A 19128-nucleotide genomic window follows, 5' to 3' on the forward strand; every position below is an offset into this window, starting at 1 on the left:
GGGACGCTACGCGGCGACCGGCTCCTGGGCCAGCAGCCGCCTGATGTCGCGTACGGCCGCACGGCCCGCCCGGTTCGCGCCGATGGTGCTCGCCGACGGGCCGTAGCCGACGAGGTGGATCCGCGGATCGGTGACGGCGCGCGTGCCGTCGATCCGGATGCCGCCGCCGGGCTCGCGCAGTTTCAGCGGTGTCAGATGGTCGATGGCGGGCCGGAACCCGGTCGCCCACAGGATGACGTCGGCGTCCACGTGCCGCCCGTCGTTCCACTCCACGCCGTCGGGGGTGATCCGGTCGAACATCGGCAGCCGGTCCAGGACCCCGTCCTCGATACCCTGCCGGATCGCGTCGTTGAGCGGCAGCCCGGTCACCGAGACCACGCTTTTCGGCGCCAGGCCCTGCCGCACCCGTTCCTCGACGAGTGCGACCGCCGCGCGGCCCGCGTCCTCGTCGAAGGGACGCTCGCGGAAGACGGGCGGCCGCCGGGTGACCCAGGTGGTGGAGGCCGCGTACGCGGCGATCTCCAGCAGATGCTGGGTACCGGACGCGCCCGCGCCCACCACCACGACCCGCTGCCCTGCGAACTTCTCGGGCCCGGGGTACTGCGCGGTGTGCAACTGCCGTCCCCGGAAGGTCTCCTGGCCCGCGTAGCGCGGCCAGAACGGCCGGTCCCAGGTCCCGGTCGCGTTGATCAGCGCCCGCGTCGCCCAGGTCCCGGCTGATGTCTCGACGAGCAGCCGCCCGCCGGTGCCCTCGCGCACGGCACGCACGTCGACGGGTCGCCGTACGCGCAGGTCGAAGGTGCGCTCGTACGTGGCGAAGTAGTCGGCGACGACCTCGGAGGACGGCCGTGCCGGATCGCCGTCCGTGAGTTCCAGGCCGGGCAGGGAGTGCATCCCGTGCACCTTGCCGTACGTCAGTGAGGGCCACCGGAACTGCCAGGCGCCGCCGGGCCCCGGGGAGTGGTCGAGCACCACGAAGTGGCGGTCCGGCTCGAAGCCGGTGCGCCGCAGGTGGAAGGCGGCGGCCAGTCCGGCCTGACCGGCGCCGATGACTACCACCTCGACCTCACGCATGTTGTTCACGGTTCTACTAACAGTGGGGCGGTCGTGGATCTTCCCGGGGACCGGTACGGCCGCCCTGTCTCAGGAGCCGCCGGCGGGGCGGGCCGGTGTGGTCGACGCCGGCAGGTCACCGTTGAACCGCGTGTCCACGAAGGCGCCGAAGTCGACCTTGCGCGGGATCAGCTTCAGCTCGGTGAACGCGTCGGCGATCTCCTGCTCGGAGGCGATGAGCGGCTTGTCCACGGCGACGGAGATCCGCGTCGAGTTGGTGCGCCGCACCGAGGCCAGCGCCACGTCGTAGGGCAGCCCGGTGTCCTTCGCCCAGACCTTCGCCCACTCCTCCTGATGGTCGTGGACCCAGGCGGTCGCCCTTCGCAGCCGCTCCAGGTAGTCCTTGATCGCCGCGGTCTTCTTCCTGTCCTTCAGCGCGCCGGGCGCCGCCACCTGGAAGGTCAGCCCGTTGGTCACACCCTCGCCGGTCGTCAGGACGCGGCCCTGCCCGGCCTTGAGGATCTGCGAGGTGTACGGGTCCCAGACCGCCCACGCGTCGACGCTGCCGGACGTGAAGGCGGCCAGCGCGTCGGCCGGCTGGAGGTACTTGACCTTGATGTCGCCGACGCTCAGCCCGGCCGCCTTGAGGGAGGCGACCAGTTGATAGTGAGCGGAGGAGCCCTGCGCCACGGCGACCGACCTGCCCTTGAGGTCCTCGGGCCCGGTCAGTTTCGAGCCCTTCGGTACGAGGATGGCGTCGCCCTTGGAGGTGCCGTGCCAGGCGGACACGACCGTGATCTTCGAACCGGCGCCGGCCGCGAAGACCGGCGGGGTGTTGCCGACGCCGCCGATGTCGACGGCCTTCGCGTTGACAGCCTCCAACAGCGGCGGGCCGGAGGTGAACGTGGACCACTTGATCTTGTAGTCGAGGTTCTTCAGCTCGCCGGCGGCGCGCAGTATGGCCTCCGAACCGCCCTTCTGGTCACCGACGTTCAGCGTCAGGGAGCCCTTGCCGTCGGTGTCGCCACCCGTCGAGGCGGCCGAGTTCCCGCCGCAGGCGGTGAGCAGCAGGGCGAAGGGGAGGAGCAGTGCGGCGGGGGCGAGGCGTCGTCGCATGGTGGTTCCGTTCCGGATGACTGGGGTGGCGGGGAGGGTGGGGAGGGCGGCGGGAGTTCAGGCGGCTTCGGCGGCGGTGTCGACGCCCAGACGTTCCAGGAGGCCGGCGCGCAGTTCGGCGAAGCGCGGGTCGGTGATGTCGCGCGGGCGGTCGAGGCCGATCTCCTGCTCGTGCGCGATGACTCCGTCGTCCATGACCAGGACGCGGTCGGCGAGCAGGACGGCCTCCTCGACGTCGTGCGTGACGAGCAGCACGGCACATCCGCGGCGCTGCCACAACTCGCCCACCAGGCGCTGGGCCTTGATGCGGGTGAGCGCGTCGAGCGCGCCGAACGGCTCGTCGAGCAGCAGCAGATCGGGTTCGCGGACCAACGCCCGTGCCAGCGAGGCACGTTGGGCTTCGCCGCCGGAGAGGGTCTTGGGCCAGGCGTCGGACCGGTGGCTCAGACCGACCTCGGTGAGAGCTTGCTCGGCGACGGCGCGGCCGGGCTTGCCGGGCAGTCCGAGCAGCACGTTGCGCCACACCTTCTTCCACGGCATCAGACGCGGCGCCTGGAAGGCGACGGCCTTGCGACGCGGCACCAGGACGGTGCCCTCGATGTCCCGGTCGAGGCCGGCGAGGATGCGCAGCAGGGTGGACTTGCCGCAGCCGCTGCGGCCGATCAGGGCGACGAACTCGCCCTGCTGAAGCTCCAGTTGGAGGTTGTCGATGACCGGGCGGCCGTCGAAGGAGCGGGTGAGCCCCTCGACGCGTACCGCCGATCGTGTGCCTACCGGCCGGTGAACGTCGGTCGCCATTGCAGCAGCAGCCTTTCGAGGGTACGGACGACGAAGTCGGCCAGCAGGCCGAGGAAGGCGTAGACGATCAGGCAGACCACGATCACGTCGGTCCGCAGGAAGTCCCGCGCCTGCACCATGAGGAAGCCGATCCCGGAGTCCGCGTTGATCTGCTCCGCGAAGACGAGGGCGAGCCAGGCGATGCCGAGGGAGTAGCGCAGCCCGGTCATGGCCCCGGGCAGCGCGCCAGGCAGGACGACGTGTCGCACGAGCCCCCACCGCGACAGGCCGAGGGACTCCCCGGCCTCGATCAGCTGGGCGTCGACGCCGCGGATGCCGGCGTACACGTTGAGGTAGAGCGGGAACGTCACGCCGAGCGTGATGATGGCGACCTTCGGAGCCTCGCCGATGCCGAACCAGATGATGAACAGCGGGATCAGGCCCACGAAGGGCACGGTCCGCAGCATCTGGACGGGCGCGTCCACCAGGTCCTCGCCGATCCGGAACAGGCCCGAGACCAGGGCGAGTCCGGTACCGACAACGGTACCCAGCAGCAGTCCGACCGCCACGCGCTGCAGCGAGGTGCCCATGGCGGAGCCCAGGGAACCGTCGGTGACCAGATCCCGGGCGACCTCGGCGATCCGACCCGGCGAGGCCAGCACGTCGGCGGTCAACACGCCGGTGCTGCTGAGGAGTTGCCACAGCGCGAGCAGCAGGAACGGGCCGGTGGTGCGGCGCAGCCAGCGGGGGACACGGGTGCGGCGGGAGGAGCTGGGGAAGATGGGTTCGAGGTCGAGTTCCGGTGCGACGTCACCCGAAAGTGACATGGGGGAAATATCGGTTTCCGATGCGCCGGGTGGGGCATGGCTGATGCTCATGAGTGCTCCACGGGAGGTGAGCGTCCGGGGGAGAGGGGGCGCGTCTCAGCGCCGCGACATCACCGGCGGGTCAGAGCACGTGAGCGCGCTGAAGCACGGGCGAAGGGGGGCCGAGGAACGGCGAGAAAGCGGAAAAGGGCGTCAGCAGCCGCGGCGACACGCGGCGGAAGCCACCCGCAGCAGGTCGATGTGACCGCGCGTGGTGAGCAGGGCTGAACGCAACATGCGGCCGAAAGTAGCGAGATGGCGTGGCCATGGTCAATGGCGTCTCGCGGAATGGACCGCCCGCATCCCCGGGGGTGGGCCGCCCGCATCCCTGCGGGGTGGACCGCCCGCATCCCTGGGGGGTGGACCGCCGGATCCAGCGGGGAGTGGACTGCCCGTATCAGACGGCGAGTGAGCGGTCGCGTGTGAAACGCGGCTCCTGGGTCAGGATGGGAGGCATGTCAGACGCTTTCACCACCCGAGTCCTGAACGTGGCCACCGGCTCCGCGGAGCGGATCGCCGACCTGACCCGTGACTGCGAGGCCTTCCTGGGGGAGGTGGCCGCCGGCCGCGACGGCCTGCTGAACGTCTTCGTGCCGCACGCCACCGCCGGAATCGCGATCATCGAAACGGGTGCCGGCAGCGACGACGACCTCCTCGCCGCCCTGCACACCCTCCTGCCCGCGGACGACCGCTGGCAGCACCGCCACGGCAGCCCCGGCCACGGCCGTGACCACGTCCTGCCCGCGGTCGTCCCGCCGCACGCCACCCTGCCCGTGCTGAACGGCCGACTGGAGCTGGGGACCTGGCAGTCGGTGTGCCTGGTGGACACCAACCGTGACAACCCGAACCGTCAGGTGCGGTTGAGCTTCCTGGGATGAGCAAGGGCGTGCTGGGGCGGCCGGGTCACATCCGCCCAGCAAGACGGGCACCTTGCGGGTGTCCGCAGCGCGAAACCGCCGGGCCCGCGGTGATGAGAGTCACATCACCGCCGCCACCCGAAGCCGACTGCGAGACCGGCCGATCACTCAGCCAGGGCTTCGGAGGTGTCCTCCTCCACGTCCGGGGCCGCCATGAAGGGATCCCTCTTCGGGGGCGGGGACACAGCCGTGGCGTGGAAGTGGGTCGGCTCCGGGTCGGAGAACAGCGGGATCGTAGCGATGAGACGTCTCACTTTCAGTGCGGGCATGCCAAGCACGGGGGTGCCGCCGGCGTGCGCGGGGGCCGTCTAAAGATTGGTCAACTTGTTGTACGGGCTCATGATCCGCGCTTCGAGGGAACCGAAGTCGACGACAACCGCGATTCCCTCCTCGACGGCGGTCACGCGGCCGAGGCCGTACACGTCGTGTGTGACTCGGCCGCCTACGACGAACTGCTTGGAAGGGGGTGAGGCCGGGGCCAGGAAGGGGCTGGTCGGCAGATGGCGCTTGGGCACGGGTGACTTTGTCATTGTCACCAGTATGCGCCTGCCGGATCGCCGCAACAGGCGCGCTGCTGCCACTTGCCGTGATCGATCAGGAAAAATCTCCACGCTGAAGATCACATGGCGTGCGACGCGGCCTTCTTCGGCTGTACGCGGAGGCGCTCGCCGACTTGCCGGGTGGGCGGATCGGGGTGTTCCCGGTAATCGGGTGGATAGCCGGAGATACGCCGTGGGGTGCCCTCAGACCCTTTGAGGCATGTGACGGAAGCCGCACACAGCCGGGCAGAGGTGATGTGGATCCGTGTTCTCTCGTCGAGGAGACATACCTGGTGCGCGGGGCGCCGACGGCCCTGCCGTCACGCGACCTCGCGCCGGCCCGCGGCCGGCGTTCGGTCCTTTCCGGTCAGCAGCCGCCGTGGATTGGCGATGCGGAAGGCGTACGCCGCCGCTCCGCCGAGCCCGAAGCCGGGATGTTGCGGCGGCTCCGCGTAGGGCCGGTCAGAGCCCTGGACCACGGCGTCCACACCGAGGGCGCGGACGATCGCGTCGACGGCGCGCGGACCGTACGACGACGTCTCCACGAACACCCCCGGGTCCGTCTCCTCCTGGCTGCCGCCCCGGGCGGCGAACCGTTCGGCATGCAGCGGGGCGAGGCCGGCCAGCAGCGCGAAGCACACCCGCAGGCGCGGATGACGCGGCCGGCCGAAGGCACGGAAGGCGAACCAGGCGGCGTGCATCTGCTGGACATACGGCACCATCGCGGGCCACCAGCCGGGCCCGTCGGACCCGCCGGCCGCGGGCCCCGGATGGACGAACAGCGGGAGGTCGCGCTCCTCGAGCAGTTCGAGCAGCGGCGCGCACCGCGCGTAGCCGGTCGCGTCGGCCAGGGCGTTCGCGGGGAGCTGGAGTCCGGCGAACCCCTGGTCGAGGGCCTTGGCCGTCGCGTTCGGGTCGATGTCCCGTACACAGGCGGCCGCCCAGCCGCCGAACGGCTCGGGGAGCGCGGCCGTGCCCTCGTGGTAGGCGTCGAGCAGAGGCCGCGCCTCGGCCGAGGGCAGCCACTCCACGCCGATCGGGGCGGACAGCGAGACGAGCACCCGGCCGAGGCCGTCGGTGGCGGCGAGTTCCGCACGCCGGGCGATGTCGTGGTCGGCGGGAGATATCTCGTAGGGCGGCTCACCGGCCAGAAAGAGCGTCCAGCCGTCCAGGAACGGCGGTTCGCGGCGGGACCGCAGGGCCGCCACCAGCGACGGGCTCCACAGATGCTGGTGTACGTCGACGTTGGTCATGACGCTCCTCCCACCAAGGCGCGAAGTGCGCTCCGGACGTCGTCGGTCCCCAGGATGTCGTGGCTCACCGCCTCCACGTCCACCCCGCGGGGCCGGTCGTCGTCCGGGCGGGGCACGATCGACCGCGAAAGCCCATACTCTCCTGCATCTCCGGTCCCTCCACATCCACCCGCCACCGGCCACCCGCGACTCGCCACTCGCCGACCCGCCTTGTGTAGACCCCCGACGAATCCTTGCCCGTTTCGGTGCGGATGGCATGGGCCACGTGTATCTCGTGTTCCGGGGGCGGCGGTACGGTCGCGGTGAGGGACGGCGCCCGTCCTGGACGCCGACACCGACGCGGCCACCCTCTGGGGCGTCACCGGACACGCACCGGGGTTCGGATCCGTACAGCGCGGTCCGCCGAGGAGTACGGATCGCTGTCGAGGCCACTGTGCGCGCCCTCGCGAACGGCCCCGCCCACGCCCCCCCCGCAGGGCCTAGCCGATGTCCACCACGCGTGCCCAGGAGGGCGGCGAGTCCGGCACGTAGTCGGGATCGTCCTCGTTCGCCGAGCCGCCCGTGTGCTGCCGGGGGAACAGACCCACCACCGTCCGGCACGGTGGCCGGGTTTCCGGCCAGGGCGTCTGGCCGTCGGTGAGGACCACGACGACGTCGGGTCGGGGCCGCGTTCGCAGCGCCCTGGCGAAGCCCGTGCGCAGATCCGTGCCCCCACCGCCCATCAGCGGTATGCCCTCGCCACGGCACAGCGGGTGTACGACCCGGGCCGCCGCGTCGCACGGCAGTACGGTGACCAGGTCGCGACGGCCGCCCACGGCGCGGGAGATGGCGGCGACTTCGAGGACCGCGCTGCCCAGTTCGGCGTCACTGACCGACCCGGACGTGTCGATGATCACGCAGACCCGGGGTGGCCTGCGCCGCAGGCTCGGCAGGACGACGCCGGGTACTCCGACCGAGCGCCGAGACGGCCGGCCGTAGGTGTAGTCCTCGCCCGCACCCGGGCCGGAGGCCGCCGAGCGGACCGCCGCCCCCAGCAACTCCCGCCAGGGCTGCGGCGGATGGAACGCCTCCTCCGCCCACCGCTGCCACCCCTTGGAGGCGCTTCCGGGGCGGCCGGTGATGCCCTGCGCCACCCGGAACCGGACCGCGTCCCGTTCCCGCTCGCTCAGGCCGTGCGCGCCGTCCGGTCCCAGGTCCCACGCCCTCTCCAGACCGTCGGCGCCACTGCCGCAGTCCAGCCAGGACAGGTCCTGGGTACGCGGCCCGAGCCGGAACTGGCGCAGGTAGTCCTCCATGAGCTGCCCCGTCGGCAGGTGCAGGGACGCCGGCACGACCGCGCCTTCGGGCCGGATGAGCCCGTCCCCGAAGACGTCGTCGTTGATCTCGCAGTCCGCGGCGATGTTCATCCGCAGCCGTTCCCCCGGGCCGGTCAGTCCGCGCTGCCGCGCGACCCGGTCGCCGCGCCCGTGATGGTCGCGCAGCAGGTGCGACACCTCGTGCACCCACACGCCGGCCAGTTCCTCCACCGGCGTCCGGTCCACGAACGTGGGCGAGACGTAGCACCGCCAGTGCCGGTCGACGGCCATGGTCGGCACCCGCAGCGACGCGACGGTGTGCAGGGCGAACAGGGCCGACGCCAGGTAGGGCCGGACCCGGGCGGCGTGCAGTCGGGCGGCGAAGAGCTTGTCGAGGTCCAGCGCCGCCGGTGCGGCTGGCGCTTGCGGTGCGGCCGTGCCATGCGGTGCGGCCGTGCCATGCGGTGCGGCAGGGGCGTGCAGTGCGACTGGTACCTGCGGTGCGGCAGGGGCGTGCGGTGCCGTCAGGGCGTGCGGCGTGTCCGGTGTTTCCGGTACATCCGCTGCCCCCGCTGCCTGCGACAACCGGGCCGGTGCCGTCCTCATCGGCCTGCCTTCGCGGTGACCGCGCCCCGGGCGGCCGCGCGATCCGCCGCCTGGTCCGCCCGCCGGGACAGGGTCACCACGCCGGCGAGCCGCTCGATCGACGCCGGAACGTCCCAGTCCTCCCGGCGCAGCGAGGCGAGCGTGGTCGCGGGGACGACCACCAGATCCGGGGCTCCGGTCTCCACCGCCCGGACCAGGAGCGTCCAGGCCGCGTCCCAGCGGGACCGCTCCGGGCGCTTGCGGACGGCGTCCACCACACCGTCGAGCACGGCCTGGCGCAGATCGCCCCGCTCGGGCAGCACGGCACCCGCCGGGTCGGCGAGCACCGCCTCGGGGTCGGGGAGGTCCATCCGGTCCAGGCTCGCCAGCAACTCCAGCCCCGGACCGTCCCCCACGGTGCCCCTGACCAGCAGGGAGAGTACCTCCCGGGAGGAGCCGGCGGCGGTCGCGAAGGCGATCAGGCACAGGGTCATCTCCCAGCTCCGGGGCGACGGCCAGGCGCCGCCGCGGCGCGTTTCGCTGCTGGGCAGTTGGTGCACGAGCCTCGGGCGGGCGGTGAGGAGCCCGCACACCGCGCGGCGGGCGAAGTCCACGGCCTGGGGCAGCTTCTCCGGGGCGAGCCGTGGCAGGGTCGCCCGGGGCCAGGTCCCGCCGAGGCCGCGGACGACGACCTCGTGGTCGTGGGTCCACTGGAGATGGACGAAACGGTTGGCGAGAGGCGGGCTCAGCTCCCAGCCGTCGGCCGCCGAGGACCGCGGGTTGGCGGCGGCCACGATCCGGACGCCGGGCGGCAGCCGCAGGGAGCCGATCCGCCGCTCGAGGACGAGGCGGAGCAGGGCGGCCTGCACAGCCGGTGCCGCGGTGGACAGTTCGTCCAGGAACAGCAGCCCTCGGCCGGCCCGTACCAGTCGTACCGCCCAGTCCGGAGGGGCCATCGGCACCCCCTGTTCCGCGGGGTCGTCCCCGATGACGGGCAGTCCCGAGAAGTCGGACGGCTCGTGCACGCTGGCGATCACCGTGGTCAGCGGAAGGTCCAGGGCCCCGGCGAGCTGGGTCAGGGCCGCGGTCTTTCCGATGCCCGGCTCACCCCACAGCAGGACCGGCAGGTCGGCGGCCACGGCCAGGGTCAGCGCCTCGAGTTGGATGTCGGGACGCGGTTCGGTGGTGGAGTCGCGCAGCAGGGTCAGCAACTCGCCCGCGATGTCGAGTTGGGAGTCGTGGGCGAGGTCGGAAGGGGTGTACGGGGCGCATGTGGGCATGTGTGATCACCTTTGTGACTGGTGGGTGTGTGGGGGCAGAGGTCCCCGGGTCAGCGAGCGGTCGTGTGGCGTGGGTGTGAGCGGTGTGCACGGGGACGGGGCTCACCCGGGCGGACGCGGTCGGGTCCGGGCCCGACGAGGCCGGCCCTGAACAGCCCGTAGGTGATCCGCCGCCGGGCGGCCGCCTCGAGTTCGTCCCGCAGAGCGCCGTCGCGCAGCACAGCGCCGGGGCCCAGCAGGCCCTCGACGACGGCCAGCGCACCGGCGATGTCGCCGTGGTCCAGGCGCTCGCGGACGCCGGTGAGGCAGTCCGGACGACGGTGTGCCTCGTCGATGGCCCGCAGACAGGGAAGCGGCGTACCCGTCAGCGCGACGAGCAGTTCCTCCCGCCGGATCTCGTCCGGGCCGTGGTCCAGCGGGGCCAGGACCCCGTCGACCAGGCCGATCCGGTGCCGAGCTCCCCGGCACTCCACCAGACGCGGTCGCGCCGCCTGGTCCGAAGGCCGGGGCGAGGCGGCCGGCGAGTGGTCGGGTACCAGTGCCGAGGCGACCAGCGGGTGCAGCCGGTCGACCTCGATCGCACCGGTGCGGATCAGTTCCAGATCGGGTGGTACCCAGGTGGCCGCGTCGGGCAGCACCGGCAGCGCCGAGGTACCGCCGCCGACGGGCTTCCCCGCGAGCCGCAACGCGGGCAGCCCTGCGCGGCCCCCGCCTCCGTCCCTGTCCCCGTCCGGGGCCAGGTCCAGGACCAGCCGATGCCGCCCCCCGAGCCGCACGACGACGCAACGCTCCGACGCGGATCGCCCCTCGGCGCGCAGCAGGATCATCGCCTCGGCCGCCCACCGGTCGACGGCGCAGCGACGCCCCTGCGGCACCGCGCCCAGCAGATCCGGGTCCGGTACCGGACCGTCGTCGCCGGCCGGCAGATCGGCGCCGGACCGGTTGCGCAGCTCATCGGTTCTGCGTACGTCCCACAGATGCCGGTGCAGGTCGAGGCGGAACCGTCGGCTGGGCCGGGGATGCGGATGCCGACAGGCACCGCCCTCGGAGTGGGATGCGTCCCACAGTGCGAGGCTGATCCGCTGACCGGCGTCCGCCCAGGCCGGCGCTGTCCTGACCACGAGGTGCACGGGGGACACCCCGTCCCGCCCCGCAGCCTCGTACCGGGTCAGGGAGAGGGTGAGTCCCGGGCGCAGCAGCCCGTCCGGGGCGATCCTCGGCAGGTGCCAGCGCAGCAGGTCAGGAGCCAGATGGCGGAGATCGGCCCGGATGCGGGCCGCGAGTTCCGGGCCATGGGTCCGTGCCACGGAACGCGGATGGAGATCGACGTCGATGCCTGCGGCGGCGCACGCCCCCGCCCAGTCCCCGACGTGCCGGCGGGCGGTCGCAGTCTCGATCATGGAGGGCGGCACGGCGAACTCGCGCACGCGCAGCCAGAAGGAAAGGCGGGAGTCCCTGTTCGCGGTCTGAGTGAGCATCAGCACTCACCTTGCGCGGACGGGTCCCCCAATCTGCCAACAGAGTGAGTCGTCATCGCGGGGAGCATAGCGGCGCCCGTGGCCGTCTGTCAGGTGATATACGGCCGCTCCGGACCGTCGGCGCCCCGCCCGAGTGACTTGGCTCTCATGGCACGCGGGCGGTATCACCGACACGATGGTGTCCCTCACCGGCAGTTCGAAGGGATCCGGGATGCTCCGCAAGGTACTGGTGGCCAACCGAGGCGAGATCGCGATTCGCGCGTTTCGTGCCGGCTATGAGCTGGGCGCGAGGACGGTCGCCGTCTTCCCGCACGAGGACCGCAACTCGCTGCACCGGATGAAGGCCGACGAGGCCTACGAGATCGGCGAGCCGGGGCACCCGGTACGGGCCTACCTCTCCGTCGAGGAGATCATCCGCGCGGCCCGGCTGGCCGGGGCGGACGCCGTCTACCCGGGCTACGGGTTCCTGTCGGAGAACCCCGAGCTGGCCCGGGCGTGCGAGGAGGCCGGCATCACCTTCGTCGGGCCCAGCGCGCACATCCTGGAGCTGACGGGAAACAAGGCCCGCGCGGTGGCCGCCGCCCGCGCGGCCGGCGTACCGGTGCTGGGTTCCTCGGCGCCCTCGACCGACGTGGACGAGCTGGTGCGGGCCGCCGAGGATATCGGCTTCCCGGTGTTCGTGAAGGCGGTCGCCGGCGGCGGAGGGCGCGGTATGCGCCGCGTCCAGGAGCCCGCCCAGCTGCGCGAGTCCATCGAGGCGGCCGCGCGCGAGGCGGCGTCCGCGTTCGGCGACGCCACCGTCTTCCTGGAGAAGGCCGTCGTCGAACCCCGTCACATCGAGGTGCAGATCCTCGCCGACGGGCAGGGCAACGTCATCCACCTCTTCGAGCGGGACTGTTCCGTGCAGCGCCGCCACCAGAAGGTCATCGAGCTGGCGCCCGCGCCCAACCTCGATCCGGCGCTGCGTGAGCGGATCTGCGCCGACGCCGTGCGGTTCGCCCGCGAGATCGGCTACCGCAACGCCGGCACCGTGGAGTTCCTGCTCGACCGCGACGGCAACCACGTCTTCATCGAGATGAACCCGCGCATCCAGGTCGAGCACACGGTGACCGAGGAGGTCACCGACGTCGACCTGGTACAGGCCCAGCTGCGCATCGCCGCCGGCGAGACCCTCGCCGACCTCGGCCTCTCCCAGGAGACCGTCACCCTGCACGGCGCCGCCCTCCAGTGCCGTATCACCACCGAGGACCCGGCCAACGGCTTCCGCCCCGACACCGGCAGGATCAGCGCCTACCGTTCGCCCGGCGGGTCGGGCATCCGCCTCGACGGCGGCACCACCCACGCCGGTACGGAGATCAGCGCGCACTTCGACTCCATGCTGGTCAAGCTCACCTGCCGGGGCCGGGACTTCACGACCGCGGTCCGCCGGGCCCGGCGTGCCGTGGCCGAGTTCCGCATCCGCGGGGTGTCCACGAACATCCCGTTCCTGCAGGCGGTCCTCGACGACCCGGACTTCCAGGCCGGAAACGTCACCACGTCGTTCATCGAACAGCGCCCGCACCTGCTCACCGCACGCCACTCCGCCGACCGCGGCACCAAACTGCTCACCTACCTCGCCGACGTGACGGTGAACAAGCCGCACGGTGAGCGGCCCGACCTGATCGACCCCACCACCAAGCTGCCGCGTCCCGCCGACACCGAACCGCCCGCCGGTTCCAAGCAGCAGCTCACCGAGCTCGGCCCCGAGGGCTTCGCCCGCCGGCTGCGCGAGTCGCCGACCATCGGCGTCACCGACACCACCTTCCGCGACGCCCACCAGTCGCTGCTCGCCACCCGGGTCCGCACCAAGGACATGCTCGCCGTCGCCCCGGTCGTGGCCCGCACCCTGCCCGAGCTGCTGTCCCTGGAGTGCTGGGGCGGCGCCACCTACGACGTCGCGCTGCGCTTCCTCGCCGAGGACCCCTGGGAGCGGCTGGCCGCCCTGCGCGAGGCCGTGCCGAACATCTGCCTGCAGATGCTGCTGCGCGGCCGCAACACCGTGGGCTACACGCCGTACCCGACCGAGGTGACCGACGCCTTCGTGCAGGAGGCCGCTGCGACCGGCATCGACATCTTCCGCATCTTCGACGCGCTCAACGACGTCGGCCAGATGCGGCCCGCGATCGACGCCGTACGGGCGACCGGCACGGCCGTCGCCGAGGTCGCCCTGTGCTACACCTCCGACCTGTCCGACCCGAACGAGCGGCTGTACACCCTCGACTACTACCTCCGCCTGGCCGAGCAGATCGTGGACGCGGGCGCCCACGTCATCGCCGTCAAGGACATGGCCGGCCTGCTGCGCGCCCCCGCAGCCGCGAAGCTGGTCTCCGCCCTGCGCCGCGAGTTCGACCTGCCCGTCCACCTGCACACCCACGACACGGCGGGCGGCCAGCTCGCCACCTACCTCGCCGCGATCCAGGCCGGCGCGGACGCTGTGGACGGGGCGGTCGCCTCGATGGCGGGCACCACCTCGCAGCCGTCGCTGTCGGCGATCGTGGCGGCGACCGACTACTCCGAGCGGCCGACCGGCCTCGACCTGCGGGCCGTCGGCGACCTGGAGCCGTACTGGGAGAGCGTCCGCAAGATCTACGCCCCGTTCGAGGCGGGCCTGGCCTCGCCGACCGGCCGCGTCTACGACCACGAGATCCCCGGCGGACAGCTGTCCAACCTGCGCACCCAGGCCGTCGCGCTGGGCCTCGGCGACCGGTTCGAGGACATCGAGGCCATGTACGCCGCCGCCGACCGCATCCTCGGCCACCTGGTGAAGGTCACCCCGTCGTCCAAGGTGGTCGGCGACCTCGCCCTGCACCTGGTCGGCGCCGGGGTGACGCCCGCGGAGTTCGAGGAGACGCCGGACCGGTTCGACATCCCCGACTCCGTCATCGGCTTTCTGCGCGGCGAGCTCGGGACCCCGCCCGGCGGCTGGCCGGAGCCGTTCCGCACCAGGGCGCTCCAGGGCCGCGCCGAGGCCAAGCCCGTGCAGGAACTGACGGCCCAGGACCGTACGGGGCTGGAGAAGGACCGGCGCGCCACACTCAACCGGCTGCTGTTCCCCGGGCCGACACGCGAGTTCGAGGCACACCGGCAGAGCTTCGGCGACACCAGCGTGCTGGACAGCAAGGACTTCTTCTACGGCATCAGGCCCGGCAAGGAGTACGCCGTCGACCTCGAGACCGGCGTGCGGCTCCTCATCGAGCTGGAAGCCGTCGGCGAGGCCGACGAACGCGGTATGCGCACCGTGATGTCCGCGCTCAACGGCCAGCTGCGGCCGATCCAGGTCCGCGACACCGCCGCGTCCTCCGACGTGCCCGTGACCGAGAAGGCCGACCGTTCCAACACGGGTCACGTCCCCGCGCCGTTCGCCGGCGTGGTGACGCTCGCGGTCGCCGAGGGCGACGAGGTGGCGGCCGGTGCCACGGTGGCCACCATCGAGGCGATGAAGATGGAGGCCACGATCACCGCCACGAAGGCCGGACGGGTGTCCCGGCTGGCCATCAACAAGATCCAGCAGGTGGAGGGCGGAGACCTGCTCGTCGAAATCGGCTGAGGCGGCCGCGCCGGCTGCGCGCCCCACTCGTTCGGCCGAAGCGGCGACAGCCGTACGCCGTCCAGGAGGAGCCCCGTCCGGCATCGGGCGCAGGCAGCCTGGGCCCCCGCGTGTGATTGCGGCCCTGCCCCACCCGTCGGAGTCTGGACGGGTCGGGCGGGCCGGACGGGGGCGTGAGGATGGTGGGCGATGACGACCGGTGAGGACGCACGGGACGCCGAGCGGCGGCGGCTCGCGGAGGCCGACGACGGCGTGGCGCCCTGGCGGCGCTGGGGCCCCTACCTGAGCGAGCGGCAGTGGGGCACGGTCCGGGAGGACTACAGCGCCGACGGCGACGCCTGGTCGTACTTCACCCACGACCAGGCCCGGTCGCGCGCCTACCGCTGGGGCGAGGACGGCATCGCCGGCGTCAGCGACGACAAGCAGCGTCTGTGCTTCGCACTGGCCCTGTGGAACGGCCGCGACCCGATCCTCAAGGAGCGGATGTTCGGCCTCACCAACACCGAGGGCAACCACGGCGAGGACGTCAAGGAGTACTACTTCCACCTCGACAACACGCCGACCCACTCGTACATGAAGTACCTCTACAAGTACCCGCAGGGCGAGTTCCCCTACGGCGACCTCGTCGACACCAACCGGGCCCGCGGCCGCGGCGACTTCGAGTACGAGCTGCTCGACACCGGCGTCTTCGACGAGGACCGCTACGTCGACGTCGTCGTCGAGTACGCGAAGGCCGGACCGGAGGACCTGCTGGTCGAGATCACCGCGCACAACCGCGGGCCCGACGAGGCGACGCTCCACCTGCTGCCCACCCTCTGGTTCCGGCACACCTGGTCGTGGGCGGGCGGCTCGGCGGTCCCCGCACTGCGCGCGACGGAGGGTGCCGTCCGCGCCGACCACGAAGAGCTCGGTCCCCGCTGGCTGTACCACGAGGGCACGTCTCAGACCCTCTTCACCGACAACGAGACCGACAACGAGCGCGTCTTCGGCAGCCCGAACACCACGCCGTACGTCAAGAACGGCATCGACCGCTACGTCGTCCACGGCGAGACCCAGGCCGTGAACCCGCGGCGCACCGGTACGAAGGCCGCCGTCCACCACGTCCTGACCGTCCCCGGCGAGCAGAGCGCCACCATCCGCCTGCGCCTCACCGACACCGAACGCGCCGACCCCTGGGAGGACTTCGCGCAGGTCCTGGACACGCGCCGCACCGAGGCCGACGCCTTCTACGACGGCATCACGCCGGACGGCATGGGCGAGGACGAGCGACGCGTGGTCCGGCAGGCACTGGCCGGGATGCTGTGGAGCAAGCAGTACTACTACCTCGACGTCGAGCGCTGGCTGACCGAGCACGGCGTCGACCCGCTCGCCGCCGACCCGAGCGTCCGCAACAGCGGCTGGTACCACATGGTCAACGACGAGATCATGTCGATGCCGGACACCTGGGAGTACCCGTGGTTCGCGGCCTGGGACCTGGCCTTCCACACCATCGCCCTGTCCATGGTCGACATCGGCTTCGCCAAGTCCCAGCTCGACCTGCTGCTGCACCGCCACTACCTCCATCCCAACGGCCAGATCCCCGCCTACGAATGGAACTTCGGCGACGTCAACCCGCCCGTGCACGCCTGGGCGACCCTCTTCGTCTACGAACTGGAGAAGCACCGCACCGGCCGCGGCGACCGCGCCTTCCTGGAGCACGCCTACCAGAAACTGCTGAAGAACTTCACCTGGTGGCTCAACCGCAAGGACGTCGACGGCAACAACGTCTTCCAGGGCGGCTTCCTCGGCCTGGACAACATCGGCGTCTTCGACCGCAGCGCCCCGCTGCCCACCGGCGGCCACCTCGACCAGGCCGACGGCACCGCCTGGATGGCGCTGTACTGCCAGAACCTCATGGACATCGCCATCGAACTCGCCGTCGACAACCCGGTGTACGTCGAGCAGGCACAGATGCTGTTCGAGCACTTCGCGTGGATCGCCGTGGCCATGAACCGCATCGGCAAGGACAACGCCAGCCTGTGGGACGAGGAGGACGGCTTCTTCTACGACGTCCTGCGGCTGCCCGACGGCAGCGCGACCCCCTTGAAGGTGCGCTCCCTGGTCGGCCTGATCCCGCTCGCCGCGACCAGCGTCATCGGCGGCCGGGCGGACCGCGGCTTCCCCGAACTGGTCGAAGGCGCCAAGGAGTTCATCAGACGGCATCCGGCCGTCGAGGCGTTCGTCTCGCAACACTCGGCCGGCGACCCCAGCGCCGAGGGCCGCTTCCTGTTCGCCCTGTTCGGCGAGGACCGGCTGCGCCGCATCCTGGCCCGCATGCTCGACGAGGACGAGTTCCTCGGCCCGCACGGCGTCCGCTCCCTCTCCCGCCACCACGCGGAGCACCCGTACACCTTCGACGTGCACGGCCGGCCGTACGGCGTCGGCTATCTGCCCGCCGAGTCCGACTCCGGCATGTTCGGCGGCAACTCCAACTGGCGCGGCCCGGTGTGGTTCCCGATCAACATCCTGCTGATCCGCGCCCTGATGAACCTGCACGGCTATCACGGCCCCGACTTCACCGTGGAGTGCCCGACCGGTTCCGGACGGCAGCTGAACCTCTACGAGGCCGCCCGCGAGATCTCCGACCGGCTCACCTCCACCTTCCTGCCCGACACCGACGGCCACCGCCCGGTGCACGGCGCGCAGCCCAAGTTCGCCAAGGACCCGCACTGGAAGGACCTGGTCCTCTTCTACGAGTACTTCCACGGCGACAACGGGGCAGGGCTCGGCGCCTCCCACCAGACCGGCTGGACCGGACTGGTGGCGGCCACCGCGACGCTGTTCCACGTCCTCGGCCCCGACGAGTGGCACAGCGGCGGCCGCGCGTCCCCACGGTCCGCGCACGACCGGGAGGAACCCCTGTCATGACCGTGATCCTCGAGATCAACACCCTCGTCTGGCTGGGCGAGGTGAGCGAGCGCCACGGGCGCCGCGTCACCCTGGGCGAGGTGCCGGGCCAGGTGTGGGACGAGATCGCCCGGCCCGGCATCGACACCGTCTGGCTGATGGGCGTCTGGGAACGCAGCCCGGCCGGCCTCGGCATCGCCCTGCGCGACGAGACCCTGCTGGCGTCGTTCCGCGAGGCCCTGCCCGACCTCACCGAGGCGGACATCGCCGGATCCCCGTACTGCGTACGGAACTACGTCGTCGACGCCTCCCTCGGCGGCCCGGAGGGCCTGGCCGCCGCCCGCGCCCAACTCGCCGCCCGCGGGCTACGGCTGATCCTCGACTTCGTCCCCAACCACGTGGCTCCCGACCACCCCTGGCTCACCGCCCACCCCGACCGCCTGATCCAGGGAACGCCGGACGACCTGGCCCACGCCCCGGACGCCTTCGTCGAGGCCGGCGGCCGTGTCTACGCCCGGGGCCGCGACCCGTACTTCCCGCCCTGGCCGGACGTGGCCCAGCTGAACGCCTTCGCCGACGGCCTGCGCACGGCGACCGTGGACACCCTGGTGTCGATCGGCGACCAGGCGGACGGCGTGCGCTGCGACATGGCGATGCTGATGATGAACGACGTCTTCGCCAAGACCTGGGGCGAGGGGGCGGGACCGGCCCCCGCCGAGGACTTCTGGCCGTACGTCATCCCGCACGTGCGCGCACGCCACCCGGACCTCCTCTTCGTCGCCGAGGCGTACTGGGACCTCGAACAAGCCCTCCGGCAGCAGGGCTTCGACCACTGCTACGACAAGCGGCTGTACGACCGTCTGTGCCACGAGAACGCCGACTCCGTCCGCGCCCATCTCGGGGCCGACCTCGCGTACCAGCACGGCCTCGTCCGCTTCCTCGAGAACCACGACGAGCCGCGCGCCGCCACCACCCTGCCCGGTACACGGGGAAAGGCGGCAGCCACCGCCGTCGCGACCCTCCCCGGTGCGACGCTCTGGCACGAGGGCCAGTTCGAGGGCCGCCGGGTACGCCCACCGGTGTTCCTCTCCCGCAGGCCGCAGGAACCGGCCGACGAGCCCCTGCGCGAGTTCTACGGCCGTCTGCTGCGGGTGGCGGCCGCCGTACGCCGGGGCGAATGGCGGCCGTTGACCCCGGCCGCCCTGCCGGACAACGACACCCACCGCGACCTGCTGGCATGGACCTGGACGCACCAGGACACACGCCACGTGGTCGTCGTCAACCACTCCGACCGCCCGGCCCAGGCACGGCTTCCCCTCCCGTGGGACGACCTCCGAGGCGGCGAGCACCGCCTGACCGACCTCCTCACGGACCGGACGTACCACCGCGACGGAGACGAACTGACCGACCCCGGCCTGTTCGTGGCCCTCGACGCATGGCACGGACACGTCCTGTCCGTGCCCACTCGGGGGACCTCGTGACCGCTGTTCCGGTCAC

15 protein-coding genes are annotated in these 19128 nt (G+C 71.9%); 4 read left to right on the forward strand and 11 right to left on the reverse strand.

Annotated elements, in window-relative coordinates; translation table 11 throughout:
- Positions 1-6: 6 nt before the first annotated feature.
- From ACWBNA_RS20340 to ACWBNA_RS20360, 5 genes are all read right to left on the reverse strand, one after another.
- Positions 7-1083: an NAD(P)-binding domain-containing protein gene (locus tag ACWBNA_RS20340; protein WP_482705844.1), complete on the reverse strand. Its 1077-nt coding sequence runs from the start codon at positions 1081-1083 to the stop codon at positions 7-9.
- 60 nt (positions 1084-1143) lie between these two features.
- Positions 1144-2169 carry an ABC transporter substrate-binding protein gene (locus tag ACWBNA_RS20345; protein ID WP_482705845.1) on the reverse strand — a complete coding sequence of 342 codons (1026 nt, stop codon included), beginning with the start codon at positions 2167-2169 and terminating at the stop codon, positions 1144-1146.
- A gap of 57 nt (positions 2170-2226) precedes the next feature.
- Positions 2227-2967: an ABC transporter ATP-binding protein gene (locus tag ACWBNA_RS20350; protein ID WP_482705846.1), complete on the reverse strand. Its 741-nt coding sequence runs from the start codon at positions 2965-2967 to the stop codon at positions 2227-2229.
- On the reverse strand, positions 2940-3824 hold the full coding sequence (locus ACWBNA_RS20355) for an ABC transporter permease (protein ID WP_482705847.1): 885 nt from the start codon (positions 3822-3824) through the stop codon (positions 2940-2942). Before ACWBNA_RS20355 ends, ACWBNA_RS20350 begins: the two co-directional genes overlap by 28 nt.
- A gap of 141 nt (positions 3825-3965) precedes the next feature.
- Positions 3966-4049 carry a putative leader peptide gene (locus ACWBNA_RS20360; protein ID WP_349817350.1) on the reverse strand — a complete coding sequence of 28 codons (84 nt, stop codon included), beginning with the start codon at positions 4047-4049 and terminating at the stop codon, positions 3966-3968.
- Positions 4050-4267: 218 nt separating this feature from the next.
- Between ACWBNA_RS20360 and ACWBNA_RS20365 the strand changes: the two genes are divergently transcribed.
- On the forward strand, positions 4268-4690 hold the full coding sequence (locus ACWBNA_RS20365) for a secondary thiamine-phosphate synthase enzyme YjbQ (protein ID WP_482705848.1): 423 nt from the start codon (positions 4268-4270) through the stop codon (positions 4688-4690).
- 143 nt (positions 4691-4833) lie between these two features.
- On the opposite strand, the gene ACWBNA_RS20370 is transcribed toward ACWBNA_RS20365, so the two are convergent.
- The 6 genes from ACWBNA_RS20370 to ACWBNA_RS20395 all read right to left on the reverse strand — a co-directional run bounded on the left by ACWBNA_RS20370 (position 4834) and on the right by ACWBNA_RS20395 (position 11159).
- Positions 4834-4998, reverse strand: a complete 165-nt coding sequence (locus ACWBNA_RS20370; protein ID WP_482705849.1) for a hypothetical protein — start codon at positions 4996-4998, stop codon at positions 4834-4836.
- Between the two features lie 39 nt (positions 4999-5037).
- Entirely contained in the window at positions 5038-5259 is a 222-nt protein-coding gene (locus tag ACWBNA_RS20375) for a hypothetical protein (protein ID WP_482705850.1), read from the reverse strand.
- A gap of 329 nt (positions 5260-5588) precedes the next feature.
- Entirely contained in the window at positions 5589-6521 is a 933-nt protein-coding gene (locus ACWBNA_RS20380) for an amidohydrolase family protein (RefSeq protein WP_482705851.1), read from the reverse strand.
- Between the two features lie 479 nt (positions 6522-7000).
- Positions 7001-8422, reverse strand: a complete 1422-nt coding sequence (locus ACWBNA_RS20385) for a vWA domain-containing protein (RefSeq protein ID WP_482705852.1) — start codon at positions 8420-8422, stop codon at positions 7001-7003.
- Positions 8419-9681, reverse strand: coding sequence for an AAA family ATPase (locus tag ACWBNA_RS20390; protein ID WP_482705853.1), 1263 nt, complete (start codon positions 9679-9681; stop codon positions 8419-8421). Before ACWBNA_RS20390 ends, ACWBNA_RS20385 begins: the two co-directional genes overlap by 4 nt.
- A gap of 50 nt (positions 9682-9731) precedes the next feature.
- Entirely contained in the window at positions 9732-11159 is a 1428-nt protein-coding gene (locus tag ACWBNA_RS20395; protein ID WP_482705854.1) for a hypothetical protein, read from the reverse strand.
- A 211-nt stretch (positions 11160-11370) separates the two neighbouring features.
- On the opposite strand from ACWBNA_RS20395, the gene ACWBNA_RS20400 reads away from it, so the two are divergent.
- The 3 genes from ACWBNA_RS20400 to ACWBNA_RS20410 all read left to right on the forward strand — a co-directional run bounded on the left by ACWBNA_RS20400 (position 11371) and on the right by ACWBNA_RS20410 (position 19112).
- Positions 11371-14745, forward strand: coding sequence for a pyruvate carboxylase (locus tag ACWBNA_RS20400; protein WP_482705855.1), 3375 nt, complete (start codon positions 11371-11373; stop codon positions 14743-14745).
- A 189-nt stretch (positions 14746-14934) separates the two neighbouring features.
- Positions 14935-17652, forward strand: a complete 2718-nt coding sequence (locus ACWBNA_RS20405) for an MGH1-like glycoside hydrolase domain-containing protein (RefSeq protein WP_482705856.1) — start codon at positions 14935-14937, stop codon at positions 17650-17652.
- The gene (locus ACWBNA_RS20410) at positions 17649-19112 is read left to right on the forward strand and encodes an alpha-amylase (RefSeq protein WP_482705857.1); all 1464 of its coding nucleotides are present in this window, start codon (positions 17649-17651) and stop codon (positions 19110-19112) included. Before ACWBNA_RS20405 ends, ACWBNA_RS20410 begins: the two co-directional genes overlap by 4 nt.
- The last annotated feature ends 16 nt before the right edge of the window (positions 19113-19128 follow it).

Source organism: Streptomyces sp. Q2 (assembly GCF_056820935.1).